This is a genomic window from Kribbella deserti, from assembly GCF_042434725.1.
GTDB classification, from domain to species: Bacteria; Actinomycetota; Actinomycetes; order Propionibacteriales; family Kribbellaceae; genus Kribbella; species Kribbella deserti.
The window spans coordinates 19,557-43,583 of the sequence record NZ_JBHLTC010000015.1 but is presented as its reverse complement, the minus strand read 5'-3'; the positions used below and the strand labels follow the sequence as shown (position 1 = coordinate 43,583).

23 protein-coding genes are annotated in these 24,027 nt (G+C 68.0%); 14 read left to right on the top strand and 9 right to left on the bottom strand.

Annotation, left to right across the window (positions count from 1 at the left end; genetic code table 11):
- Positions 1 to 488: 488 nt before the first annotated feature.
- On the bottom strand, positions 489 to 1,043 hold the full coding sequence (locus tag ACFFGN_RS13295; RefSeq protein WP_380047051.1) for an RNA polymerase sigma factor: 555 nt from the start codon (positions 1,041 to 1,043) through the stop codon (positions 489 to 491).
- A gap of 246 nt (positions 1,044 to 1,289) precedes the next feature.
- Here ACFFGN_RS13295 and ACFFGN_RS13290 point away from each other — a divergent pair, with 246 nt between their 5' ends.
- From ACFFGN_RS13290 to ACFFGN_RS13275, 4 genes are read left to right on the top strand one after another with little or no spacing between them, the layout of a single operon-like run.
- Positions 1,290 to 3,065 carry a 3-hydroxyacyl-CoA dehydrogenase family protein gene (locus ACFFGN_RS13290; protein ID WP_380047049.1) on the top strand — a complete coding sequence of 592 codons (1,776 nt, stop codon included), beginning with the start codon at positions 1,290 to 1,292 and terminating at the stop codon, positions 3,063 to 3,065.
- A 46-nt stretch (positions 3,066 to 3,111) separates the two neighbouring features.
- A complete protein-coding gene (locus tag ACFFGN_RS13285; RefSeq protein ID WP_380047047.1) occupies positions 3,112 to 3,957 on the top strand; it encodes an ABC transporter substrate-binding protein in 846 nt (281 codons plus the stop codon).
- Positions 3,958 to 4,001: 44 nt separating this feature from the next.
- A complete protein-coding gene (locus tag ACFFGN_RS13280) occupies positions 4,002 to 4,859 on the top strand; it encodes an amino acid ABC transporter permease (protein WP_380047045.1) in 858 nt (285 codons plus the stop codon).
- The gene (locus ACFFGN_RS13275) at positions 4,856 to 5,587 is read left to right on the top strand and encodes an amino acid ABC transporter ATP-binding protein (protein WP_380047043.1); all 732 of its coding nucleotides are present in this window, start codon (positions 4,856 to 4,858) and stop codon (positions 5,585 to 5,587) included. Before ACFFGN_RS13280 ends, ACFFGN_RS13275 begins: the two co-directional genes overlap by 4 nt.
- A gap of 37 nt (positions 5,588 to 5,624) precedes the next feature.
- Here ACFFGN_RS13275 and ACFFGN_RS13270 read toward each other — a convergent pair whose 3' ends face one another.
- Positions 5,625 to 6,272, bottom strand: coding sequence for a response regulator (locus ACFFGN_RS13270; protein ID WP_380047041.1), 648 nt, complete (start codon positions 6,270 to 6,272; stop codon positions 5,625 to 5,627).
- Entirely contained in the window at positions 6,224 to 7,567 is a 1,344-nt protein-coding gene (locus ACFFGN_RS13265; protein ID WP_380047039.1) for a sensor histidine kinase, read from the bottom strand. Before ACFFGN_RS13265 ends, ACFFGN_RS13270 begins: the two co-directional genes overlap by 49 nt.
- 176 nt (positions 7,568 to 7,743) lie before the next feature.
- On the opposite strand from ACFFGN_RS13265, the gene ACFFGN_RS13260 reads away from it, so the two are divergent.
- The 4 genes from ACFFGN_RS13260 to ACFFGN_RS13245 all read left to right on the top strand — a co-directional run bounded on the left by ACFFGN_RS13260 (position 7,744) and on the right by ACFFGN_RS13245 (position 11,576).
- Complete coding sequence (locus ACFFGN_RS13260) at positions 7,744 to 8,883, top strand: fatty acid desaturase family protein (RefSeq protein WP_380047037.1); 1,140 nt, start codon at positions 7,744 to 7,746, stop codon at positions 8,881 to 8,883.
- 111 nt (positions 8,884 to 8,994) lie between these two features.
- Positions 8,995 to 10,386: a M28 family peptidase gene (locus ACFFGN_RS13255; protein WP_380047035.1), complete on the top strand. Its 1,392-nt coding sequence runs from the start codon at positions 8,995 to 8,997 to the stop codon at positions 10,384 to 10,386.
- Between the two features lie 112 nt (positions 10,387 to 10,498).
- Positions 10,499 to 10,795 carry an Rv1322 family protein gene (locus ACFFGN_RS13250; RefSeq protein WP_380047033.1) on the top strand — a complete coding sequence of 99 codons (297 nt, stop codon included), beginning with the start codon at positions 10,499 to 10,501 and terminating at the stop codon, positions 10,793 to 10,795.
- Between the two features lie 10 nt (positions 10,796 to 10,805).
- Positions 10,806 to 11,576, top strand: coding sequence for an alpha/beta fold hydrolase (locus ACFFGN_RS13245; protein ID WP_380047031.1), 771 nt, complete (start codon positions 10,806 to 10,808; stop codon positions 11,574 to 11,576).
- Positions 11,577 to 12,155: 579 nt separating this feature from the next.
- On the opposite strand, the gene ACFFGN_RS13240 is transcribed toward ACFFGN_RS13245, so the two are convergent.
- The 4 genes from ACFFGN_RS13240 to mce all read right to left on the bottom strand — a co-directional run bounded on the left by ACFFGN_RS13240 (position 12,156) and on the right by mce (position 16,672).
- Complete coding sequence (locus ACFFGN_RS13240; protein WP_380047029.1) at positions 12,156 to 13,415, bottom strand: AI-2E family transporter; 1,260 nt, start codon at positions 13,413 to 13,415, stop codon at positions 12,156 to 12,158.
- Between the two features lie 3 nt (positions 13,416 to 13,418).
- A complete protein-coding gene (locus tag ACFFGN_RS13235) occupies positions 13,419 to 14,507 on the bottom strand; it encodes a coiled-coil domain-containing protein (protein ID WP_380047027.1) in 1,089 nt (362 codons plus the stop codon).
- Positions 14,508 to 14,722: 215 nt separating this feature from the next.
- A complete protein-coding gene (gene ccrA, locus ACFFGN_RS13230; protein WP_380047024.1) occupies positions 14,723 to 16,060 on the bottom strand; it encodes a crotonyl-CoA carboxylase/reductase in 1,338 nt (445 codons plus the stop codon).
- 174 nt (positions 16,061 to 16,234) lie between these two features.
- Positions 16,235 to 16,672, bottom strand: coding sequence for a methylmalonyl-CoA epimerase (gene mce, locus ACFFGN_RS13225; RefSeq protein ID WP_380047022.1), 438 nt, complete (start codon positions 16,670 to 16,672; stop codon positions 16,235 to 16,237).
- A gap of 115 nt (positions 16,673 to 16,787) precedes the next feature.
- On the opposite strand from mce, the gene ACFFGN_RS13220 reads away from it, so the two are divergent.
- From ACFFGN_RS13220 to ACFFGN_RS13205, 4 genes are all read left to right on the top strand, one after another.
- A complete protein-coding gene (locus tag ACFFGN_RS13220; RefSeq protein ID WP_380047020.1) occupies positions 16,788 to 17,990 on the top strand; it encodes an acetyl-CoA C-acetyltransferase in 1,203 nt (400 codons plus the stop codon).
- Positions 17,991 to 18,033: 43 nt separating this feature from the next.
- The gene (meaB, locus tag ACFFGN_RS13215; protein WP_380047018.1) at positions 18,034 to 18,990 is read left to right on the top strand and encodes a methylmalonyl Co-A mutase-associated GTPase MeaB; all 957 of its coding nucleotides are present in this window, start codon (positions 18,034 to 18,036) and stop codon (positions 18,988 to 18,990) included.
- 228 nt (positions 18,991 to 19,218) lie between these two features.
- Positions 19,219 to 19,377 carry a hypothetical protein gene (locus tag ACFFGN_RS13210; RefSeq protein ID WP_380047015.1) on the top strand — a complete coding sequence of 53 codons (159 nt, stop codon included), beginning with the start codon at positions 19,219 to 19,221 and terminating at the stop codon, positions 19,375 to 19,377.
- A gap of 69 nt (positions 19,378 to 19,446) precedes the next feature.
- Complete coding sequence (locus ACFFGN_RS13205) at positions 19,447 to 20,157, top strand: PH domain-containing protein (protein WP_380047013.1); 711 nt, start codon at positions 19,447 to 19,449, stop codon at positions 20,155 to 20,157.
- Positions 20,158 to 20,167: 10 nt separating this feature from the next.
- Here the strand turns inward: ACFFGN_RS13205 and ACFFGN_RS13200 are convergent, their stop codons facing one another.
- Positions 20,168 to 20,902: a maleylpyruvate isomerase family mycothiol-dependent enzyme gene (locus ACFFGN_RS13200; protein ID WP_380047011.1), complete on the bottom strand. Its 735-nt coding sequence runs from the start codon at positions 20,900 to 20,902 to the stop codon at positions 20,168 to 20,170.
- Between the two features lie 47 nt (positions 20,903 to 20,949).
- On the opposite strand from ACFFGN_RS13200, the gene ACFFGN_RS13195 reads away from it, so the two are divergent.
- On the top strand, positions 20,950 to 21,450 hold the full coding sequence (locus ACFFGN_RS13195) for a MarR family winged helix-turn-helix transcriptional regulator (protein WP_380047009.1): 501 nt from the start codon (positions 20,950 to 20,952) through the stop codon (positions 21,448 to 21,450).
- A gap of 190 nt (positions 21,451 to 21,640) precedes the next feature.
- Here ACFFGN_RS13195 and ACFFGN_RS13190 read toward each other — a convergent pair whose 3' ends face one another.
- Positions 21,641 to 22,153 (bottom strand): hypothetical protein, encoded by a 513-nt coding sequence (locus tag ACFFGN_RS13190; protein ID WP_380047007.1) that lies wholly within the window; start codon positions 22,151 to 22,153, stop codon positions 21,641 to 21,643.
- Between the two features lie 200 nt (positions 22,154 to 22,353).
- Between ACFFGN_RS13190 and icmA the strand changes: the two genes are divergently transcribed.
- Positions 22,354 to 24,027: a coenzyme B12-dependent isobutyryl-CoA mutase large subunit gene (icmA, locus tag ACFFGN_RS13185; RefSeq protein WP_380047005.1), complete on the top strand. Its 1,674-nt coding sequence runs from the start codon at positions 22,354 to 22,356 to the stop codon at positions 24,025 to 24,027.

The window sequence follows — 24,027 nt, the reverse complement described above, 5'->3', positions numbered from 1 at the left end:
GTCGGAAGTTCGTGCACAGCTCCGGCGCCCAGGCACGCACCTCGCGGCGTTGGAGAAACGGCCACGATGCTAGAGCATCGCGACCGCTTCTCCGCCTTGCGATGCACGCACCTGGACACCGGAGCTGAAGCACGAACTTCCGACTCAGGACACTAGGGGGTTGGAGCGTTCATTCGTGGACGCGGTAAATGGTGGCAGATGGCGGGGCGGCCCACGGCTGCCGGGCGGTACCGATCTGGCCGGTAGACGGTGGGGTGGTCAGGCGGCATTGGCCGTCCTGGCAGGTGCGGTGGAGGCGGTTGGCGGAGAGGGTTTGCAGGAGGCCGAGGGTCCAGCACATAGGGCAGCCTCGGAGGGCTAGGGCGCCTAGGGGGAGGAGTACGAGGCTGAGGGGACCGAAGGTGGGGATTAGGGCGAAGGAGGCTACTAGGGCTCCGAAGCCTAGGAGGCCGCGGAGGAGGTGGCGGGGGAGGGAAGTGCTGGCGAAGTTAGTCATGGTCCGCTCCGAGTTGCAGGGTTTGCCGGACTGTCGCGCGGGCGCGGTGCAGGCGGGACTTCATGGCGGCGGTGGTGAGGCCTAGCGCGTCGGCGACCATCCGGCCGCTGAGGCCCTGGACGTCTCGCATGATCAGGACGCGGCGCTGATCGGCCGGTAGTTCGGCGATCGCTGCCGCCACTTTGCTCGCTTCGAGACGCTGCAGCACCTCGTCCTCTGCCGAGCAGGCCGAGCTGGCGGCGGCGGTTGGAGTCGGGTGAGGACGTAGGACCGTTCGGGCCCGTCGCAGGCATTCGTTGCGGACTATGCGGAACATCCACGACGCCAGGGCGCTGGAAGCCCGGAGGGTGCCGATCTTGCGGTACAGGATGATCAACGCCTCTTGGGCCGCGTCCTCGGCATCCTCCGGTGTCGCGCAGAGGGAGTGGGCGAAGCGCCGTACGTTGGGATGTGCGCCCGACACCAGCGCGGCGATCGAGTCGACGTCACCACCCTGCGCGGCAGCGACGAGCTCAGCGGCAGGCCAAGCCGAACCAGGCTCAGCCACGCGCCCGGCCTCGTTTGCGCAGGACGGCGAAGCTGCAGGCGCACAGCAGCAGTAGCCCGACAGTGACAGCGATACCGACGATCATGACAGCCTCCGGATTCCGTCCGGCAGCATGCCGGACCCCTATAAGAGGCCGTTACCCGGCAAAAGGATTCACCCCGAAGTGGCCGTACGGAGTGTGAGGTGGCACTCAGGGGTGATGTGGCTCATGGGCGGACCAGTCGCGGGACTGGCACACTGCGAGGCATGGCTCGTGAGATCAGGACCGTGGGTGTTGTTGGGCTGGGCACGATGGGCGCCGGAATCGCGGAGGTTTTCGCGCGCAACGGCGTGACCGTGGTCGGCGTCGAGCGTGATGACGCGGCGGTCGCGCGTGGGCGGGGGCATATCGAGCACTCGACCGACCGGGCGGTGAAGCGCGGCAAGCTGGCCGTTGAGGAGCAGCAGGCGCTGTTCGACCGGGTCACGTTCGCCACCTCGATGGACGCGCTGGCCGACTGCGATCTGGTGATCGAGGCCGTCGTCGAGCAGCTCGAGCTGAAGCGCGACATCTTCGCCGCGCTCGACAAGGTGGTCCGCGAGGACGCGATCCTCGCCACCAACACCTCGAGCCTGTCGGTCACCGAGATCTCCGTCGCCACCCAGCGCCCGCGCCGGGTCGTCGGCATGCACTTCTTCAACCCCGCGCCGGTGCAGGAGTTCGTCGAGGTCATCAAGACCGTCGTGACCGAGCCCGACGTGGTCGAGGCCGTGTCCGAGCTGGCCCGCCGCCTCGGCAAGAGCCCGGTGGTCGCGGCCGACCGGGCCGGCTTCATCGCGAACGCCCTGCTGTTCGGCTACCTGAACCACGCCGTCTCCATGGTCGAGTCCCGCTATGCCACCCGCGAGGACGTGGACGCGGCGATGCGCCTCGGCTGCGGTTACCCGATGGGCCCGTTGGCGCTGCTGGACCTGATCGGTCTCGACACGGCGTACGAGATCCTCGACACGATGTACAAGCAGGGCCGCAACCGGCTGCACGCGCCGTCGCCGATCATCAAGCAGATGGTCACCGCGGGCCTGCTCGGCCGGAAGACCGGTCGCGGCTTCTACACCTACGAATCCGCCGACTCGCCCGTGGTCGTGGATGACGAGCTGACCCCGACCGCCGTCGGTGACCAGGTCAAGACGCGCGACATCAAGCAGGTCGCGGTGATCGGGTCCGGCACGATGGCCGTCGGCATCGTCGAGGTCTGCGCCAAGGCCGGGTACGACGTGCTCTACGTGGCGCGCGGTACCGAGAAGGTGGCGAAGGTCCGTTCCGGCCTGGAGCGCTCGCTGGAGAAGGGCGTACAGCGCGGCAAGCTCAGCGCCGAGGAGCGTGACGCCGCGCTCGGCCGCATCACCGGTACGTCGAAACTGGACGATCTCGCGACCGCGGACCTGGTGATCGAGGCCGTGGTGGAGGAGCTCAGCGTCAAGCAGGCGCTGTTCGAGACCTTCGACGAGATCTGCAAGCCCGGCGCGGTACTCGCGACCACGACGTCGAGCCTGCCGGTGATCGATCTGGCGATGGCGACCAAGCGCCCCGCGGACGTGGTCGGCCTGCACTTCTTCAACCCCGCGCCGGTGATGAAGCTGGTCGAGGTGGTCAGCACGGTCAGTACGTCGCCCGAGGTGGCCGACACCGCGGCGGCCTTCGCCGTTGCCCTTGGCAAGCACCCGGTACGCTGCGGCGACCGGGCCGGCTTCATCGTGAACGCGCTGCTGTTCCCGTACCTGAACGACGCGGTACGCATGCTCGAGGCGCACTACGCCGGCGTGGACGACATCGACACCGCGATGAAGCTGGGTTGCCGGTTGCCGATGGGCCCGTTCGAACTGCTCGACGTGGTCGGGCTGGACGTGTCCCTGGCCATCCAGCGCACCTTGTACCTCGAGTTCCGTGAGCCCGGTTTCGCGCCGGCGCCGCTGCTGGAACACCTGGTCACCGCGGGTTACCTCGGCCGGAAGACGGGACGCGGCTTCCGCGACTACAGCTGACCAGGCTTAGGCTGCGGGTGCCTAAACGTTCCCGAAAGGTTCAGCCGTGAAACTGCCTGTTGCCCTTGCTGCCGTCCTGCTCGCCGTTGTGGCCTGCGCGCCGGAGGAGACCGGCAGCACGCCGGCACCGTCGGGCGCGGGGGACTGCGCGAAGGAGAAGCTCGCGCTGAAGACGCCCGGCACGTTCACGGTCGGCACGGACAAGCCCGCGTACGAGCCGTGGTTCAACGCGGACGATCCGTCGAACGGCAAGGGCTACGAGTCCGCCGTGACGTACGCGGTCGCCAGGAAGCTCGGCTTCGAACCGGCCGAGGTGAAGTGGCTGACCGTGCAGTTCAACACCGCCTTCGCGCCGGGCCCGAAGCAGTTCGACATCGACGTGAACCAGGTGTCGATCTCGGAGCAGCGGCGCAAGGCCGTCGACTTCTCCAGCGGCTACTACGACGTGACCCAGACAGTGATCACCACCAAGGGCAGCAAGATCGCCGCCGCCAAGACGGTGGCCGAACTGGCTGACGCCAAGCTCGGTGCGCAGGTCGGCACCACCAGCTACACGGTGGCCAAGGAGGTCATCAAGCCCAAGCAGAACCCGGCCGTCTTCGACACCAACGACCTGGCCGTGCAGGCGCTCAAGAACAAGCAGATCGACGGCATCGTGGTCGACCTGCCGACCGGCTTCTACATGACCGCCGCCCAGCTGGACGACGGCGTAATCGTCGGGCAGGTCCCGCCGACGATCGACGAGATCGAGCAGTTCGGTTTCGTACTGGAGAAGGGCTCCAAGCTGACCTCCTGTGTCTCGCAGGCGGTTGACGCGCTGCGCGCCGACGGCACCCTGGCGAAGCTGCAGCAGCAGTGGCTGTCCGCCGGCGGTGCCCCGGAACTGAAGTGACCGCCCGACAGCCAACAGACCCGCGGCCAACAGACACGCAGCGAATGCCGGCGAGCAGCTGGCAGCCGTCGGAGTTGCAGCGCGAGCGCATCGCCTACCGACGGTCGCGGGCCCGCCTTTCCACCCTGATCGCGGCGACCAGCTCGATCCTGCTGGCGGGCCTGCTCGCGTTCGGGATCGGGGCCACGCCCGGCTGGCCGCGGGTGCGGGAGACCTTCTTCAACCTGGATCGCGGCTGGGAGGCGCTGCCGGTTGTGGCCGAAGGCCTCTGGCTGAACATCCGCGTGATGCTGGTGTGCGCCGTGCTGATCGTGATCTTCGGCTTGACGCTGGCCGTACTACGCACCCTGCGCGGGCCGATCTTCTTCCCGCTGCGGTTCTTCGCGGCGGCCTACACCGACGTGTTCCGGGGATTACCGCTGCTGCTGGTGATCTTCCTGCTGGGCTTCGGTATTCCGGCCCTGCAGCTCAAGGGAATGCCGAACCAGGCCGTCGTACTCGGTGGTGCCGCGCTCGTGCTGACCTACTCGTCGTACGTCGCTGAGGTCTTTCGCGCCGGCATCGAGTCGATCCACCCGTCGCAGCGCGCGGCGGCCCGGTCCCTGGGACTGAGTTATCCGCAGACGATGCGGTTCGTCGTACTACCTCAAGCGGTTCGCCGGGTGTTGCCGCCGTTGCTGAACGACTTCGTCTCGCTCCAGAAGGACTCGGGCCTGATCGCCGTACTCGGAGTGGTCGACGCGATCCGGGCGGCGCAGCTGGAAACGGCCGAGGACTTCAACTTCACGCCGTACGTCGTGGCCGGGCTGTTGTTCGTCGCGATGACCATTCCGTTGACCCGGTTGACCGACTGGGTGGCCCGTCGGCAGGGCTGGTACGGCGCCGGGGGAGGCCTGGTATGACGCTGTTGTCCGTACGGGACGTGCGCAAGTCGTTCGGTTCCAACGTCGTGCTGGAGTCGTTCAGCCTGGACGTCGAACCAGGGGAGTGCGTCGTACTGATCGGGGCCTCCGGCTCGGGCAAGTCGACGCTGCTGCGGTGCGTGAACCTGCTGGAGACCGTCGACGACGGCGTGATCACGTTGAACGGAAAGGACATCACCGATCCGAGGGTGAACGTCGATCGGGTCCGGGCCGGTATCGGCGTGGTGTTCCAGGCGTACAACCTGTTCCCGCACCTGAGCGTGATCGACAACATCACGCTGGCTCCGATCCGCGTGCACGGGGTTCGGCCGGCCGAGGCGCGTCAGCGCGGTATGGCCATGCTGGAGCGCGTCGGCCTGGTGGAGAAGGCGAGCGCCAAACCCGACGAGCTGAGCGGAGGTCAGCAGCAGCGCGTCGCGATCGCCCGGGCGCTGGTCAACTCGCCCGCGCTGATGCTGCTGGACGAGGTCACCTCGGCCCTCGATCCGGAACTGGTCGGCGAGGTGCTCGACCTGTTGCGCGAGCTCAAGGACGAGGGCATGACGATGCTGATCTGCACGCACGAGATGGGTTTCGCGCGGCAGGTGGCGGACCGGGTCTGCTTCCTCGACGCGGGCCGCCTGCTCGAGTCCGGACCGCCGGCGCAGGTCCTCGACGCCCCACGCGAGGCCCGCACCCGCCAGTTCCTCAGCCGTCTGTCAGTCTGACCCGGCCGCCAAGGACGGCCGCCAAGGACGACTCTGCTCAGTGTGAGGACAGGTAGGTGAGAACCGCCATCACCCGGCGGTTGTCGTCTTCGGATGGCGGCAGGTCCAGCTTCGCGAAGATGCTGTTGGTGTGCTTGCTGACGGCCTTCTCGGTGACGAACAAGGCGCTCGCGATGGCCGCGTTGGAACGGCCCTCCGCCATCAGGCCGAGCACCTCCGCCTCGCGGGGCGTGAGCCGCTGGATCGGCGCGTCGCGGGTGTTGCGGGCCAGCAACTGACCGATCACGTCCGGGTCCATCGCCGTACCGCCCGCGGCCACACGCCGGACCGAATCGATGAACTCGGCAACGTTCGAGACGCGGTCCTTCAGCAGGTATCCGACGGCGCCACCGCCGCCCGTGAGCAGCTCGCGGGCGTACAGCTGTTCGACGTACTGCGAGAGCACCAGGATCGGCAGGCCGGGCACCTGCCGCCGGGCCTCGATCGCGGCCTTCAGGCCCTCGTCGGTGAAGGTGGGTGGCAGCCGGACGTCGACCACGGCCACGTCCGGCCGGTGCTCGACCAGCGCCGGTACCAGCCGGGGCCCGTTGTCGACGGCCTCCACGACATCAAAATCGTGGGCGTTCAGCAGTCGGATCAGGCCGTCCCGGAGGAGGGCGTGATCTTCAGCGATGACGACTCGCAAGGCAACTCCATGATCACGGTGGTCGGTCCGCCGGTCGGGCTGACCAGGGTCAACGTACCGTCGAAGGCGGCCAGACGGCGCTGAATTCCGTACAGACCGCCGCCAGGGCGGATCTCGGCGCCGCCGATACCGTCATCGCCGACCATGATGTGCAGCTTCTCGTCCGCGTAGCTCAGCTGCACCCAGGCGGTCGTCGCGGCCGAGTACTTGACCAGGTTCGCGAGGGCCTCGGCGATCGCGAAGTACGCCGCGGACTCCACCGGCGCGGGCGGCCGGCCCGGCAGGTCGATGGTGATGTCGATCTTGATCGGGCAGGCCAGTGCGAGCGCCCGCACGGCGCCGTCCAGGCCGCGATCCGCGAGCACGGGCGGGTGTATGCCGCGAACGAGATCGCGCAGCTCCGACAGGGCGTGACCAGCCGATTCGCGGGCCTCGGTGAGCAGTTGCTGGGCTTGTTTGGGATCGCGGCCCACCATCGACTCAGCGAGGCCGAGCGTCATGCTGAGCGCGGCCAGCCGGGCCTGGGCGCCGTCGTGCAGGTCCCGCTCGATCCGGCGCAGCTCGGCCGCCTGGGTGTCGACGGTCTCCGCCCGCGAGGTGGCGAGTTCCTGCACGCGCAGGTTGAGCTCGGCGGCCTTGGTCGGCCCGAGCAGCGACTTGCTCAGCTGGGCGTATCCCGTCAGCAGCGGCCGGCCGAAGTTGTACCAGAGCAGGAAAGCGATTCCCGCGACCGGCCACATGTAGAAGCCCTCGACCGCGTGATCCAGCTCGACCAATCCACCGAACGGCCGGTCGAAGACGCCAGGCGGCGTGACGGCGAGCAGGAACGGATAGATCAGGTAGAAGATCATCGAGAGGAACAACACAGCCGACAGCAACGTCATCACGAAGCCGAGGGTGGCGTTCACCAGCAGCCAGGCCAAGTCCCGCCAGGTGGCCGGATCGGCCGCGGCGGTGCGCAGGAAGCGCAGCGGGCCGGGGCGACTCGCCTGGCGATAGGGCCGCGGGATGTGCACACCGGTCAGCTTGCCGATCAAGAACCTGTGCAGATTCGCATACCACCGGGTGGCCGGAATGGCCACCAGCAGCAGGGGAATACCGACCGTGACGATGACCAGCGGTGTCGCAACCACCTGCAGGACAAAAAACGCGATGCCGATCTCGGCCAGCACGGCCAGCCCGAGCGCCACAAAAGGCCTGGCCAGCAGCGGTATACCCGCCGGCGTGGTCGTGGTGGTTGACATCAGCTTCTCCCGTTCGATGGCCGCGCTGGAGTGCCTCGGCGCATCCATCATGCTCGACTCCCACACTACTGACAGTGGTGCCAGGTCTACTTCCCCAAGGCGGTCTGGATCCCCTAATACGGGTAGTAGCACCACTGTTTTGTGTGCCGAAAGCGGTCAGGATGATGACGTACGCTGGCCGCGGCTGAACGCCCAGGCCTTCAAACCCGCTCCGAATCGAGGACCTGATGGCACAGCCGTCTGTCTTGACGAACGCCCCGCCCAAGACCCGCCGCAGTGACTTCTCGCCCCTTTTGCGTGAGGTCAAAGAGGCCGGCCTGCTCGAACGGCGCACCGCGGCCTACGTCATCGCTATCGGCATCAACGTCATCTGCCTTGCTGCCGTGGGCGCGGGCGTCGCCGTGCTCGGTAACAGCTGGTGGACGCTCTTCCTGGCGATCCCCTTCGCGCTCTTCACCACCCGCGCGGCCTTCTTCGGCCATGACGCGGGTCACCAGCAGATCAGCAGCTCCCGCCGGGTACACGACTGGATCCAGCTCGTGCACGCCAACCTGCTGCTCGGCATGAGTGCCGGCTGGTGGAACGACAAGCACAACCGGCACCACGCCAATCCGAACCACACCGACAAGGACCCCGACGTCGGCGAGGGCGTGATGGTGTGGACGCTCACCCAGGCGGAGGGCCGGACCGGCCTGCACGGCTGGCTGTCGCGGAACCAGGCCTGGCTGTTCTTCCCGCTGCTGACGCTGGAAGGCCTGAACCTCAAGGTCTCGGGCATTCTCTTCCTCTGGCAGCGCCGCAAGACCGCCTCGGCCCGTCGTGAGCTTGGTCTCATCGCCGCGCACCACGCGCTGTACTTCACCGGACTGCTGCTGGTGATGTCGCCGGGCAAGGCCGCGATCTTCGCCGTCATTCACCACATGCTGTTCGGCCTGCACCTCGGCAGCGTCTTCGCGCCGAACCACAAAGGCATGGAAATGCCCGACCCGGCCGACACCGAGCGCTGGGGCCACCTGGAGAAGCAGGTGCTGACCTCGCGCAACGTCGACGGCGGTCTAGTCACCGACTGGATGATGGGCGGCCTGAACTACCAGATCGAGCACCACCTGTTCCCGAACATGCCGCGGGCCAACCTGCGCTACGCACAGCCGATGGTGAAGGCCTACTGCGAGCGCATCAACCTGCAGTACCGATCGGTCAGTGTCGGCCGGTCCTACTCCGAGGCCCTGCTGTACCTGCACGAGGTCGGCGCCGAGCTGCGGGCCGAGAAGGCCATCGCCGCCGCGGAGAAGGCCAACGCCGTTGCCGCGAAGGCGATCGCACGCGCCGAGCGGGTCAAGCACTCACACGACAAGGCCTCGGTCTGAGCATTGCCTTCGCGGGCTGCGGACGGGACGCGCTGACGGCTAGGCGGGCGGCAGGGACTTCGACTACGGTCGGACTGGTCTCGGGGCCGCCCGTCTCTAGGAGTACCGCCCATGGCCAATCTGACCCGTCGTACCCTGCTTGGCGCCGTCGGAGGCACGGTCGCCGCCACTGCGATTCCCGCCTTACCCGCCTGGGCCGAGGACGACCTGCGCCCAGGCGCGGTACGCGCTCCCCAGCTCGACAAGTACGACCGCCAGGTGGTGCGGGCGCTCTCGGCCGATTGGGCGCACAAGCACCTGCGCATGCTGTCGGAGACGATCGGCCCGCGCATCGGCGGTACGGCGAGCGAGAAGCGCGCCGCCGACTACCTCGAAAGCCAGCTGGACCGCTTCGGCTACCGGACCCGGCTCGAACCGTTCCCGGTGGCGGACAAGTTCACCGCCCAGCTCGGTGATCCGCGGGGCATGCTGCCCGACGACATCTGCTGGCAGGCCGGTGCCTCCCCGGGCGCGGCGCACGACGTGACCGTCACAGGTCCGGCCGTGGATGTCGGCCTCGCCACGGCGCCGGTCTGGCCCGCGGACGTCACCGGCGCGGTCGTACTCGCGGATGACAACTTCGGTGCCCGGCCTGCCTTCGTGGCCGACGCCGTCGCCCGTGGTGCCGTGGCCGTGGTGCTGCTGCCGACGGACGCGGTGTTCCCGCGCCGGGCGCAGGCGTTCTCGCCCAGCGGCCTCACCGCCGTACCGATCCCGGTCATCGGTGTCGCGCAGATCCAGAAGCAACGGCTGCGCGAGGCGCTCAAGGTGGTCACTTCGTTGCCGCTGGCCATCACCACCACGGCGCATCGTGGGCTGACCTCGCACAACGTCATCGGCGAACGCCGCGCCCGCGGTCACGACGCCGCCAATGCGCCGATCGTGATGGTGTGCGGCCACTACGACTCGGTGATCGGAGCGCCCGGCGCCAACGACGACGGCTCCGGCACGGTGCTGACGCTCGAGGTCGCGCGGGTGCTCGCCTCGTTGCCGACCGAGTGCACGCTGCGCTTCGCCTTGTGGGGTTCGGAAGAGCAGGGGCTGATCGGTTCCCGGGCGCACGTCGCCGCGCTCTCGGCCGCGGATCGCGCCCGCCACCGGGCCGTCTTCCAGAACGACATGGTCGCGACCAGCTGGGACCCGGCCATCACGTACTGGCTGTTGTCGTTCGACGGTCTGGCCAACGCCGCCACCAACGCGGTCCGGGCGTCCGCGCAGCGGCTCGGTTACGACCCCCAGCTGACCGGGCCGGTCCAGCGCGGGGCCAGCGATCACCAGTCGTTCCAGGAGGTGGGCATCGCGGCGGCGAACTTCTCCTGGCGTGGTGAGGCATCACCCGCGTTGCTGGAACCGCCGTACCACTCGCCGGAGGACACCATCGCCAAGAACGTCAGCTTCGACCGGCTGCAGGTCTCGATGGAGCTGATCGGCACCGCCGCGTACGCCGCCGCTCGCAAGCGCTGAGCTCGCAGCGCTGAGTCCGCAGGCGCTGAGCCGGCAGTGGTGAGCCGGTAAGCGCTCAGCCGCCCGGGGCGGCCCCGACACGCCGGGGTCGCCTCGGTAGGCTCGACGTGCCATGCCAAATCGCCGCAAGCCCTCGAAGTGGACGCGTCCGGTCAGTGACCGTCCGCTGCTGGGCGGGCATCAGACGCGCGAGGACAAGGCGGACGGCTCCTGGATGGTTCGCCGCCTGAGCGGTTCGGCCGCGGGTAAGGCCTATCGCTGCCCGGGCTGCGATCAGACCATCGCGCCGGCCGTTCCACACGTGGTGGTCTGGCCGGAGAACCCGAGCCTGCTCGGCGCGCTCGGCGGCGGCCAGTCCATGGACGAGCGCCGGCACTGGCATACGGCCTGCTGGCAACGTCGCCGATGAAGGGTTTGTGATGCAGCTCCCCACCACGGTGTACGGCGAGACGGGCACCCCGGTCGTCGTACTGCACGGCCTGTTCGGTTCCAGCCGCAACTGGATGACCGCCGCACGCCGGCTTGCCGCCGGTCCCACCGGCCATCGGGTGATCGCGATGGATCTGCGCAACCACGGCACCTCCGGGCACGTGCCGACGATGAGTTACACCGAGATGGCGGCGGACGTCGCCGAAACCATCACCGCGCTCGGCCTCGGCCCGGTCGCGCTGATCGGCCACTCCATGGGCGGCAAAACCGCCATGCTGACCGCCTTGCAGACGCCGGACCTGGTCGAGCGTCTGGTGGTCGTGGACGTATCCCCGGTCACCTACCCGCCGGCCTTCGTCGGCTACGCCCAGGCCATGCGCGAAGCCGACCTCAGCGCCGTACGTCGTCGCGCCGAGGTCGACGAGCAACTGGTCGACGCGGTGCCGCTCGCGTCGACTCGGGCATTCCTGTTGCAGAACCTGGTGCTGGACGACGAAGGCGCCCGCTGGCGTCCCAACCTGCCGGTGATCGAGGCGGCCATTCCGGACATCTCCGGTTGGCCCGAGACGACCGGCCGCTACGAGGGACCGACGCTGTTCGTGTACGGCGGCAAGTCCGACTACGTCCAGCCCGAGCACCATGACGCGATCACCGGCTACTTCCCGAACGCCACGCTCGCCGAGATCCCCGAGGCCGGCCACTGGGTCCACGCCGAACGACTCGACGACTTTCTCGCCACCGTCACCCCGTTCCTGGCCTAACACCGACAACGAGAACGCAGTGGGGACGACCGCATGGCCGAGGCCCGGTCTGCCGGGCGGATGTGCCCGCCTCCTCGAGAGTTGAACGCGTGGTCGCGCGGAGGTCCGGGCGCATCGGTGCTCGGGTGAGGCGTGTCCGTATCGCGTTGCCGGTAAGCGCTCGAAGTTCGCGGGTCGGCATCTTCGATCGGGGGTCGACGTGTCGAACTTGACGGGTCGACTCCCCGTTTCGCAGGTCGACCCGCGCAATGGTCGCCGCGTTTCGCCCAGGCGGACGCGATCGCGCGGCTACCCAGTTGTGGCGCCACCGCTGCCGAGTTGTTTGACCGCTACCCGGTTCCAACCAGGTAGCCGCGCCAAAAGTCGGCAGCCGACCCCTGGTGACCACTCGCGAGTGGATAGAAGGGCTGGGCGCAAGGCAGCGAAGGTGCCAAGCCGGCGAGCTGCGCCCGGGGCCCGGTCGCGGGGAGGCTGGCCTGGACGGATCGAGCCACAGGTGGGCGAACGCCCAGGCGGATGGACGGTTGAGGAGGCCTGGGGCGGTGCGGCGGTGCGGCGGTGCGCTCCACCGCCGCACCGTTAGCTGGCGTCGGCTTTGCGGACCCAGACTTCGCGGATGATGAGCAGGACGGCGGCAGCGGTGGGGATGGCCAGGAGGGCGCCGACCACGCCTAGCAGGGCGCCGCCCATCAGGGCCGCGATGACGGTCACCGCGCCGGGGATGTCGACGGCTCGGCGCATGACGCGGGGTGCGACGACGTAGTTCTCGACCTGCTGGTAGATGATTCCGTACGCCAGGCAGGCCACGCCGACCCAGAGGCCGGAGGCGAAACCGATCAGCGCGATGATGACCGTACCGATCAGGCCGCCCACCATCGGGATGAACGCGCAGAAGATCAGCACGATCGCCAGCGCGACGGCGTACTCCCGAAGGCCGACGATCTGCAGGAAGACGAACGCGAAGAAGCCGGCCGTGACCGCGACCAGGAACTGGCCGCTGACGTAACCGCCGACCCGGCTGAGGATCTCGTCGCCGAGGATCGAGACACGCGGCCGGCGCGTGGCCGGGACCAGGCTGTACGCCGCGCGCTTGACCGTGGGCAGCGATGCGAGGAAGTACAGCGTCAGTACCAGGATGGTGAAGGTGGAGAACAGCGCGTTCGCGACCACCTTGCCGACGCCGAGAATGCCGCCGAAGGCGCGTTGCGCCAGCGCCGGGTCCTGCACGTACTCCTTGGCCTTCTCGATGAACTTGTATTCCTCGTTGAGGGCCTTGAGCGTCTGCGACTTGGTCAGCAGGTCGAGCCACTCGGGCGCGTTCTTGACCAGGCCGTTGATCTGCTCCGACACCACCGGCACGATCGCCCAGCCGACGCCGGTGAACGCGAGCACCACCAGCAGGAAGACCACGCCGACCGACGCGCCACGCTTCAGGCCGCGGCGCATGAACCACTCGACCAGCGGGTTGAGCCCGACGGCCAGGAACATCGAGACCACCAGCAGCACCAGCACCGACTTGGCCGCGCCGAGCGCACCCCACAGCCCGAGAGCCACCAGTACGCCGAGGGCGCCGAAGAACCCGAACACGAACGGGTTCGACCGGTGCAGCGGGGGACCGGGCCGGCCCATACCGTCGGCCGGGTCCTTGTCGTCGATCAGCAGTTCGCTCACGACCGCCGTGGCCTGTTGCTGCTGGCGTTTGGCGAGTTCGGCCGACTCCTCGGCTTCCTCGGCCGCGGCAGTCGCCTCTTCGGCCGCTTCCTGAGCCTGCTCGGCGGCGGCCAGTACCTCGGCCGTCGGCTCGGTGTTCTTGGAGTTGTCGCCGCCGGTAGGCGTCACGTCTTAGTCCTTCGGGCTACTGGGACTGGTGTCCTGGGTGGTTGCCGAGTCCAGCTCGGCGGCCTGCCTGGCGATGTTAGTGGCGATATCGTTCAACCCGGCGATCTGAGCCAGAATCCCGTCACGACGTTTCGCCAGCCGCTCGGTCTCCCGGGCGCTGATCACCTTGGTCCGGGCGGCTTCCTCGGCTGCGGCAGCCAACTCGGCCTCCGCGCGCGTACGCGCCGAAGTGAGCAGCTGCTCGGCCTCGCGGCGGGCCCGGGTCAACGTACGCTCGGCCGATTCCTCCGCCTGCTGGCGGATCTTCGTGGCCTGCGCGGTCGCCTCGGCCACGCGGCGCTCGGACTGCTCGGCGGCCTCGCGCATCTGGGTGGTCAGGTTCTCGGTGTCGCCGGCGATCTGCGCGTGCTTGTCCGCGAGTTCCTTGGCCTGCTGCTCGCGCTCGTCGGCCAGCCGCGCCCGCAGTGCGGCCGACTCGCGCTGGATCGCGGTACGGATCTTCTCCGCCTCGTGCAAGGCGCCGTTCTTCAGCGTGCTGGCCTGCTGCTCGGCGGTGAGCCGGAGCTGCTCGGCCTTACGCCGGGCGGCCGCGAGGATCTCGTCGGCCTCGGTCTCCGCCGTACGCTTGATCTCCGCCGCGTCGCCCTCCGCCGTACGGCGCATGCTGTCCATCTCGGTCAGCGCCACGGTCCGGACGTCCTGGGCCTCGCGCTCACCGGTCGAACGCAGCGCCTCGGCCTCCTTCTTGGCCTGCGCGCGCATCTCGTCGGACTCGCGCTTGGCCTCCTCGAGCGCCTCCTGCGCCTGGTCCTGCGCGAGCCTCAGAATCTGCGCGGCGCGGTCGCCCAGCCCGGCGTACGTCGGATTGGCCGTCGCCTCGAGCTGCCGCTTCGCCTCGTCCAACTGCGCGAGCAGCGGGGCCTGGCTGGTCGTGAGTGCCTCGGCCTTCGCCTTGGCCTCGGCCAGTTCGGCCTCCAGCCTGCGCACGGCCTCATCAACCGCATCCTTGTCATACCCGCGTCTTCCCACGGGAAAGGTGCCGGCGGCGGACGCCGTACGGTCGAAGAACGGCAAACTCGACTCTTCAGCCATCACAAAGACCCTTCGAAACAGCTAGCGGGCAAGACCCCACCACCCTAGAGGTAGTTGCCCCCACCCCTCACCACCATCTCTTTGCGACGAGTGGACGCGTTTTGCCGCGGCTAGGCAGCCTGCGCCTGACACGTCGCGGACGAGCGGCAAACGCGTCCACTCGTCGCAAAGAGCTGCCCCTGGCACCAGCCGGTACCAGGGGCAGGGGGAGACCGTCAGCGGTCGCGGAAGCGGTTGATCTGGGTGAGGTGCTTTTCGCGGAGTTCGGTATCGCGGACGCCTAGGCCTTCGGTGGGGGCCAGGGCGAGGACCCCGACCTTGCCCTGGTGGCGGTTCTGGTGCACGTCGTACGCGGCCTGGCCGGTTTCCTCGAGGGTGTAGCTGCGGCTGAGGGTCGGGTGGATCATGCCCTTGGCGATCAGGCGGTTCGCCTCCCAGGCCTCGCGGTAGTTCGCGAAGTGGGAGCCGACGATGCGCTTGAGGTTCATCCACAGGTACCGGTTGTCGTACTCGTGCATGTAACCCGAGGTCGACGCGCAGGTGACGATCGTGCCGCCGCGACGGGCGACGTACGTCGAAGCGCCGAAGGTCTCCCGGCCCGGGTGTTCGAAGACGATGTCCGGGTCGTCGCCGCCGGTCAGCTCGCGGATCTTGGCGCCGAGGCGCTTCCACTCCTTCGGGTCCTGGGTGTTCTCGTCGGACCAGAACCGGTAACCCTCGGCGTTGCGGTCGATGATCAGTTCGGCGCCCATCGCGCGGCACAGCTCGGCCTTCTCCGGGCTGGACACCACGCAGACGGGAATCGCGCCGCCGTTGAGGGCGAACTGCGTCGCGTACGAGCCGAGACCACCGGAGGCGCCCCAGACCAGGACGACATCGCCCTGCTTCATGTTGGCGCCGTTGGCCGAGACGAGCTGGCGGTAGGCGGTGGAGTTCACCAGACCCGGGCTGGCGGCCTCTTCCCAGGTGAGGTGGGCCGGCTTGGGCATCAGCTGGTTCGACTTGACCAGGGCGATCTCCGCGAGGCCGCCGAAGTTCGTCTCGAAACCCCAGATCCGCTGCTCGGAGTCCATCATCGTGTCGTTGTGCCCGTCGGGGCTTTCCAGCTCGACCGACAGGCAGTGCGCGACCACCTCGTCGCCGGGCTTCCACGCGTTCACGCCCGGCCCGGTGCGCAGGACGACGCCGGCGAGGTCCGAGCCGACCACGTGGTACGGCAGGTCGTGCCGGGCGGTGAGCGGGGAGAGCTTGCCGTACCGCTTGAGGAAGGAGAACGTCGAGACCGGCTCGAAGATCGAGGTCCAGACGGTGTTGTAGTTGATCGCGCTGGCCATCACCGCCACCAGGGCCTCGCCCGGGCCGAGTTCCGGCGTCGGTACGTCGTCCAGGTGCAGGCTCTTGCGCGGGTCCTTCTCCTTGGTCGGCAGGCCCTCGAACATGGTCACGTCGTCGGCATGCACGGTGATGCCGCGGTAGTGCTCCGGTACGTCGAGTTGGCCGAAGTCCTCCGCCGGGGTATCGCCGGCGAGAATCGCTTCGAGGATCTGCTTCACGTCGTTCCTCCTGGAGCCACGGTTCGATTTCGCCGGAATCTACCGACCAGTAGACCTCTATGGCATCGCCTTGTGACCCACTTCGCAAGGCCATCGGGCGTAACCGTGAGGCGTGTCACGAAATCAGGCCACCGATAACAGTGGTCTTATCCCGGTGGGGCCTTACCGAAAGCGTCAGGACGAGGCTGGTTCGACCAGTTCCACCAGGACGCCACCGGCCGAGCGGGGGTGGATGAAGTTGACCCGGGAGTTCGACGTACCTCTGCGCGGCTCGTCGTACAGCAGCTCCAGGCCCCGATCGCGCAGCGCCTGCGAGACCGCCTCGATGTCGTTGACGCGGTAGGCCAGTTGCTGGATCCCCGGGCCTTTGCGATCGATGAACTTCGCGATCGGGGACTCGTCGGACAGTGGCGCGAGCAGCTGGATCGACGAACCCGAGTCGCCGATCGCCAGCATCGCCTCGCGCACGCCTTGTTCGGGATTGACCTCAACGTGGGTGACCTTCATGCCGAAAGCATCCGCGTAGAACCGCACGGCCTCGTCGAGATCCGGTACGGCGATTCCCACGTGGTCGATCGCCTCGAAGAGCTGGGTCGGCAGTTGCGTTCGCATGTCGCCAGGGTCGCGCACCCGCGGGTGGGAAGCCATCAAGTGTGGCTGGCACAACACCATCCGTGTGACCTGATCGACAGGCCTGTACCAGTGACGGCGCAGGTATCGTGGCGACATGTCGAATTCGGAGAACTCCACGGTCATCGTCGCCGGTGCGCGCACCCCGATCGGGCGGCTGCTCGGCGGCTTGAAGGGCTTCACCGGCGGTGAGCTCGGCGGCTTCGCGATCAAGGGCGCGCTGGCCAAGGCCGGGGTCGCTCCCGAGCAGGTGGAGTACGTGATCATGGGCCAGGTGCTGCAGGCCGGCGCCGGGCAGATCGCGGCCCGCCAGGCCGCCACCTTGGGCGGCATTCCGATGACGGTGCCCGCGCTGACCATCAACAAGGTCTGCCTGTCCGGTATCAACGCGATCGCGCTGGCCGACCAGCTGATCCGCGCCGGTGAGTACGACGTGATCGTGGCGGGCGGGATGGAGTCGATGACGAACGCGCCGCACCTGCTGCCGAAGTCGCGCGAGGGCTTCAAGTACGGCGACACCGCCCTGGTCGACTCGATGTCGTACGACGGCCTCTGGGACGTCTTCACCGAGCAGGCGATGGGCACGCTGACCGAGACGGCCAACACCGACGGCCTCAAGCTCACCCGCGAAGAGCAGGACCAGTTCGCCGCCCGGTCGCACCAGCTCGCGGCCCAGGCGTGGAAGAACGGCGTGTTCGCCGACGAGGTGGTTCCGGTCGAGGTGCCGCAGCGCAAGGGTGACCCGATCGTCGTCGACACCGACGAAGGCGTTCGCGGCGACACCACGGTCGAGACGCTGGCCAAGCTCCGTCCGGCCTTCAGCAAGGACGGCACGATCACGGCGGGTTCGGCCTCGCAGATCTCCGACGGCGGTTGCGCGGTCGTCGTGATGAGCAAGGCCAAGGCCGAGGAGCTGGGCCTGACCTGGCTGGCCGAGATCGGCGCGCACGGCGCGGTCGCCGGCCCGGACTCGACCCTGCAAAGCCAGCCGGCCAACGCGATCGCGAAGGCCTGCGCGAAGGAGGGCATCGAACCGGGCTCGCTGGACCTGATCGAGATCAACGAGGCCTTCGCGGCCGTCGGTATTGCCAGTTCGCGTGAACTCGGCATCGACGACAACCTGGTGAACGTGAACGGTGGTGCGATCGCGCTCGGCCACCCGATCGGTATGTCGGGTGCCCGGATCGTGCTGCACCTGGCGCTGGAGCTGCAGCGTCGTGGCGGTGGCACCGGCGCGGCCGCGCTGTGCGGTGGTGGCGGCCAGGGCGACGCGCTGATCGTCCGCGTGCCGAAGCGCTGATCGCGGGTCGGGAACTGATGCGCCGCTTGCGGATTGAGGGCTGATGGCACGACGCACCGCACCGGTGCCGGAGTTGGTCGAGCGGGCCCGCGCCGGGGATGCCCGCGCGGTCGCCCGGCTGATCTCCCTGGTCGAGGACGAGTCGCCGCTGTTGCGTGAGGTGATGGCGGCGCTCGCTCCGCATGCGGGCAAGGCGCACATCGTCGGCATCACGGGCTCTCCAGGGGTCGGTAAGTCGACTTCCACGTCCGCGCTGGTCTCGGCGTACCGGGCGACCGGGCAGCGCGTCGGCGTGCTGGCGGTGGACCCGTCCTCGCCGTTCTCCGGTGGTGCCCTGCTGGGCGACCGGGTCCGGATGCAGGACCACGCGACCGACTCGGGTGTTTTCATCCGTTCGATGGCCTCGCGGGGGCATTTGGGTGGTCTTGCCTGGTCGACGCCGCAGGCGCTGCGAGTGCTCGACGCGGCCGGCTTCGACGTCGTACTGGTCGAGACGGTCGGCGTGGGGCAGTCCGAGGTCGAGGTGGCCGGCATGGCCGACACCACCTTGATTCTGCTCGCGCCGGGTATGGGTGACGGCATCCAGGCGGCGAAAGCGGGCATCCTAGAGGTCGGCGACATCTATGTGGTGAACAAAGCGGACCGTGACGGTGTGCAGAACGTCACTCGGGACCTGCGGGCCATGCTGGCGCTGGCCGAACGTGGGTCGGATGCCTGGGTTCCGCCGATCTTGAAGACGGTTGCCAGCCGCAACGAGGGTGTCGACGAGGTGGTCGTGAAGATCGGCGAGCGGCTGGCCTTGATGCGGGCCACCGGGGTGCTCGAACAGCGCCGCCGAAGCCGCGCGCGGGATGAGATCGAGGCCATCGCGATGACCGCGCTGAGATCGCGTTTCGCCCATCTGCACGGGGATTCCCGGCTCGACGTGCTGGCTGCGAAGGTGGCCGGCGGGGACACCGATCCGTACGCCGCCGCGGACGAGTTGATCGCCGCATTGTGAGACGGCTGACCAACGGTTACTGACTGGTACCAAGCGGTAAGGACCGTTGGTCTGGGACACTTCCTGCGGACGCGGCGCGCCGAGGTACGCCGTGCCCCCCGATCCGTTACAGAATAGGACTTGTAGCTGGTGGGCATTGTGCGGTGGGCTGTGTTCAGTCAGTGACAATGAGTGACTACCCGTGATACAACACAGTCGACCGAATGGCTGAGAACGAGGAGTGGTGACATGCCTAAGAAGCTGCTGATCTGGCTGGTCATCGCCTTTGCGGCGTTTTATCTGTTCACCCAGCCGGAGAACGCCGCAGACGCAGTGGGCGGTGCGTTCTCGGCTGTCGGGGACGCGTTTGGAAGCGTTATCACCTTTCTGACGGCGCTGTTCAACTGAGCCACCTGACCTAAGCTTGACTTTCAGGGCCGCACGGCCTGGTACGGGGCTGACGATGGTGGAGCACGCATGGCGGGGATAGGCCTCTTCAAAATCTTCGATCCGAAGGTCAGGCGCCATCTGATCGCGGACGAAGGTGAGGTGGTGATCGACGAGGTTCGTCACCACTGGGTGGTGTTCACGGTGCCGATGCTGGAGGTCGCGCTGGCGGCCGCCATGCTGATCACCATGCTGCTGCTGTCGCTGAACGCGGCGGGAGTCGTGCTCTTCCTGGTGCTGCTCTTGCTCGGACACGCTTTCTGGCGGTTCCTGACCGAGCACCGGGACCGGTTCGTGGTCACGAACATGCGGGTGATGCGGATCCGGGGTGTGTTCAGCCAGCGAGTGGCGACCACCCCGATCGCGCGAATTCTGGACATCACCCTGGAGAAGCCCTGGGTCGGCCGGTTCATGGGCTACGGACACTTCATCTTCGAGTCGGCGGCCCAGGACCAGGGCTTCCGCGAGATCCGCTTCGTCAGCCGGCCGGACGAGCGTGATCTCACCATCCAGCGGGTCATCCAGCGCACCGGTCTGCGGGCCAGCGCGAGTGTCGACACGGTCGTGGTCAGCGACGAGGACTCCGATGACGACGGCACCGGTCCGATCGGCATGGACCCGGCGACCGAGATCACGGCCGCGCCGGTGGCGACAACCCACCAGCACTCGAGCCGGCCGACCAGCAAGTCGATCTTCAACAGCGACCGCGGCAACTGGACCGACACCCACCCCGACGACTGATCCAGGGCCGCTACTGAGTGGCCTCCTTCAGGCGGGCGCGGAACTGCCGGGCGACATCGGCGGAACCGGCCGCCTCGACGGCGTCGTCCGCACGGCGGCCCCACAGCCACAACAGCAACGCATCCGGCTCGCCGAAGATCTCGGCGACCACCTCACCCTCTGTGCCGCCCGTCACCGTCACCTCGGTACCGGACAGGGCGACGGTCCAGGAGCGGCCGTCGGACGTGAGGCGGATCGTGGCGTTCACCGGATACTTGGTATCGCCCTCGTCCCACTCGCCGCCGAGCATCAACCGCAGCACCTCGTCGATGCCGTCGAGGGCCAGCTCCGAGTCGATCGGCGTGAGCACGTCGTGCGCCAGTTCGGCGTCGACGCGGTGCACGGCGGTCTCCTGCGCCATCCGGCGGAACCAGAAGCCGCTGGTCTGGTCCTCGGGCCACCAGGTCCAGCTCGGCGCCGATGGGCCCGACTCGGTGAGCTGGGCGAAGAGCCGCGCGGTCGCGTCGTCGTACAGCTCGAGGGCGTTGCGATCGTCCAGGTCCGTCGGTGGCCACGGGTCGGGCCGCGCGTTGCGGCGGATGGCCTCGACCTTGTGCAGGTAGACCATCGCGGTGTGGCGGACCACCGTTTCGACCGTCCAGCCTGGGCAGGACGGAACCTCCTGTTTCAGGCCCATCCGCGCCACCTCGGCCAGGCGGCCGGCGTCGGCTCGAAGGGTTCTCAGGTAGAACTCTGGCGTCAGCATGCGCCGAGTGTGCCAGCGGCCTCCGACAGTTTCGGTACTCTGCGCCCATGGCGAGGAAGAAAGCGCTGCCGTTCGACCCGATCGACGAGGCGTCCCGGCAATGGGCGCGGCGTTGGGGCGCGGTCGAGCAGATGCGTGCCGTCACCTCGCTGATGCGGGCCCAGCAGATCGTGATCGGTGAGCTGGACGACCTGCTGCGCGGGCACGGACTGACCTTCGCCCGGTTCGAGGCGCTGGTGCTGCTGACGTTCTCGCGGCGTGGTTCGCTGCCGCTGGGCAAGATGGGCGAGCGGCTGCAGGTCCACCCGACCTCGGTGACCTCGATCGTGCGCCGCCTCGAAACGGCCGGCCTGGTGACTCGTGCGCCGCATCCCGACGACGGTCGTGCCGTGCTGTGCGAGATCACCCCGGCCGGGCGGGAACTGGTGGAGAAGGCGACGGCCGACCTGGTCAAAGCCGACTTCGCGCTGAGCGGGCTGACCGACGAGCAGTTGCGCATGCTCTGGTCCGTGCTCGAACCCCTGCGCCACAACGCCGGCGACTTCTGACCTCGAAGACCGAAGCGCGCGGGTCCTCAGGAGACCGAAGCGTGCCGGTTCTTCAGGAGACCGAAGCGTGCCGGTTCTTCAGGAGACCGCAGCGTGCGGGTCTTCAGAAGACCGCAGCGTGCGGGTCTTCACATGGCCGACGCGCGGGCGGCTTCTGGACCCCCGAGGAGCAGAAGCCGCCCGCACTGACCTAGGCCGGGCCGCCCGGTCCCTGGTGGTAGAAGGCCGGCGGGCAGCTCGGCACGCCGGGGATCGGGCTCCAGTTGCCGCCGCTGGAGATGTGCGTCGCGGGGAACCAGCCCCACCCGCCTCGGTCGCCAAGGGTGTAGACCCAGTGGTTGTTGACGGCGCTGCCCACCGGCGGGTTGTTGAGCAGACCCGACTTCATCTGGCAGACGAACCAGTTGCGGCCGGCGTTCAGAATGCTGTTCTCATCGGCATAACCACCGTCGCCGAAGATGTGCCACAACTGGGTACTGCGGTAGACGTGGCAGGAGTACACGTTGCGCGTCACCCAGCCGGTCCCGTCGATCGGGATCGACCTGGTGCCGGCGGCGTAACAACCCGCGGCCGGGGCCGACGTACCACTCGTCCGCGCCGGCTCTGTTGGCACGACGGCGCTGGCGGGCGCGGCCGCGGTCAGCGCGACGGCCCCCGAGGCCATCGCGATCATCGTGGTGAGGGTTGTGCGGAAGTTCTTCAAGGGTTCCCTCCAGCGTGCAGGTGCGGGGGCGGGCCGGGCGTTCCGGCCGCGGCACCAGCCAATCGGCCGGGCCGGAAGAGGCCAATCGTTTCGAGACCGCTCGAAGGTTCATCGTTTTCCTGATCGAACGATCGGATCAGGACTGGGAATTAGTAGGACGTCCTAGTAGTTTGGGAGCGAGCAGCCAGGAGGTCTGACACATGCATGCCGACGACATCGCAGCCGGCCGGAGCCGGTGGCAGCAGCGGTACGACGCTTCCAAGCGCCGGATCGCCGATTTCACCACCTTGTCCGGGACCGAGGTCGAGCCGGTCTACGGCCCACCCGAGGGGTACGACGACCCGCGGATGGAGCGGATCGGCTGGCCGGGCGAGTTCCCGTTCACCCGTGGTCTGTACGCGACTGGCTATCGCGGCCGGACCTGGACGATCCGCCAGTTCGCCGGATTCGGTAACGCCGAGGACACCAACGAGCGCTACAAGATGATCCTCAACTCCGGCGGTGGCGGTCTGTCCGTCGCGTTCGACATGCCGACGTTGATGGGCCGCGACTCCGATGATCCGAAGTCGCTGGGCGAGGTCGGGCACTGTGGTGTCGCGATCGACTCGGCCATCGACATGGATCGCCTGTTCAAGGACATTCCGCTGCAGGACGTCACCACCTCGATGACGATCTCCGGCCCTGCCGTACCGGCGTTCTGCATGTATCTGGTCGCGGCCGAGCGCCAGGGTGCCGACATCACCAAGCTCAACGGCACGCTGCAGACCGACATCTTCAAGGAGTACATCGCGCAGAAGGAGTGGCTCTTCCCGCCCGAGCCGCATCTGCGCCTGATCGGCGACCTGATGGAGTACTGCGCGCACAACATTCCGGCGTACAAGCCGCTGAGCGTGTCGGGCTATCACATCCGCGAGGCCGGTTCGACCGCCGCGCAGGAGCTCGCGTACACGCTCGCCGACGGCTTCGGGTACGTCGAACTCGGCCTGTCGCGTGGTCTCGACATCGACAAGTTCGCGCCGGGGCTTTCGTTCTTCTTCGACAGTCATCTCGACTTCTTCGAGGAGATCGCGAAGTTCCGGGCCAGTCGCCGGATTTGGGCTCGCTGGCTGCGCGACGTGTACGGCGCGAAGACCGAGAAGGCGCAGTGGCTGCGGTTCCACACCCAGACCGCGGGGGTTTCGCTCACCGCGCAGCAGCCGGTCAACAACGTGGTGCGGACGGCGATCGAGGCCCTCGCCGCGGTCCTCGGTGGTACGAACTCGCTGCACACGAACGCGCTCGACGAGACCCTGGCGCTGCCGACCGAGGAGTCGGCGGAGATCGCGCTGCGGACCCAGGCGGTGCTGATGGAGGAGATGGGCGTCATCAACGTCGCGGACCCGCTCGGCGGTTCGTGGTACGTCGAGGCGCTGACCGACAAGATCGAGGCCGAGGCCGAGGAGATCTTCCAGCGGATCAAGGACATGAGCCCCGACGGCACGATCACCGGCGGCCTGCTGCGCGGTATCGAGGACGGCTGGTTCATGTCCGAGATCGCCGACGCCGCCTTCGAGTACCAGCAGAAGCTGGAGAAGGGCGAGAAGAAGATCGTCGGCGTCAACACGCACACCGACACGGTCTCGGGCCAGCTGGAGATTCTCCGGGTCAGCCACGAGGTCGAGGTGGAGCAGTGCCGTGTGCTCGCGGCGCGCAAGGCAAAGCGCGATGAGGCCTCTGTGCGGCGTACGCTGTCGGCGCTGGTCGAGGCATCCAGAGGGACCGGCAACATGATCGAGCCCATGCTGGAGGCGGTGCGTGCGGAGGCCACGATGGGGGAGATTTGCGACGTCCTCCGCGCCGAATGGGGAGAGTACCGAGAACCCGCCCGGTTCTGA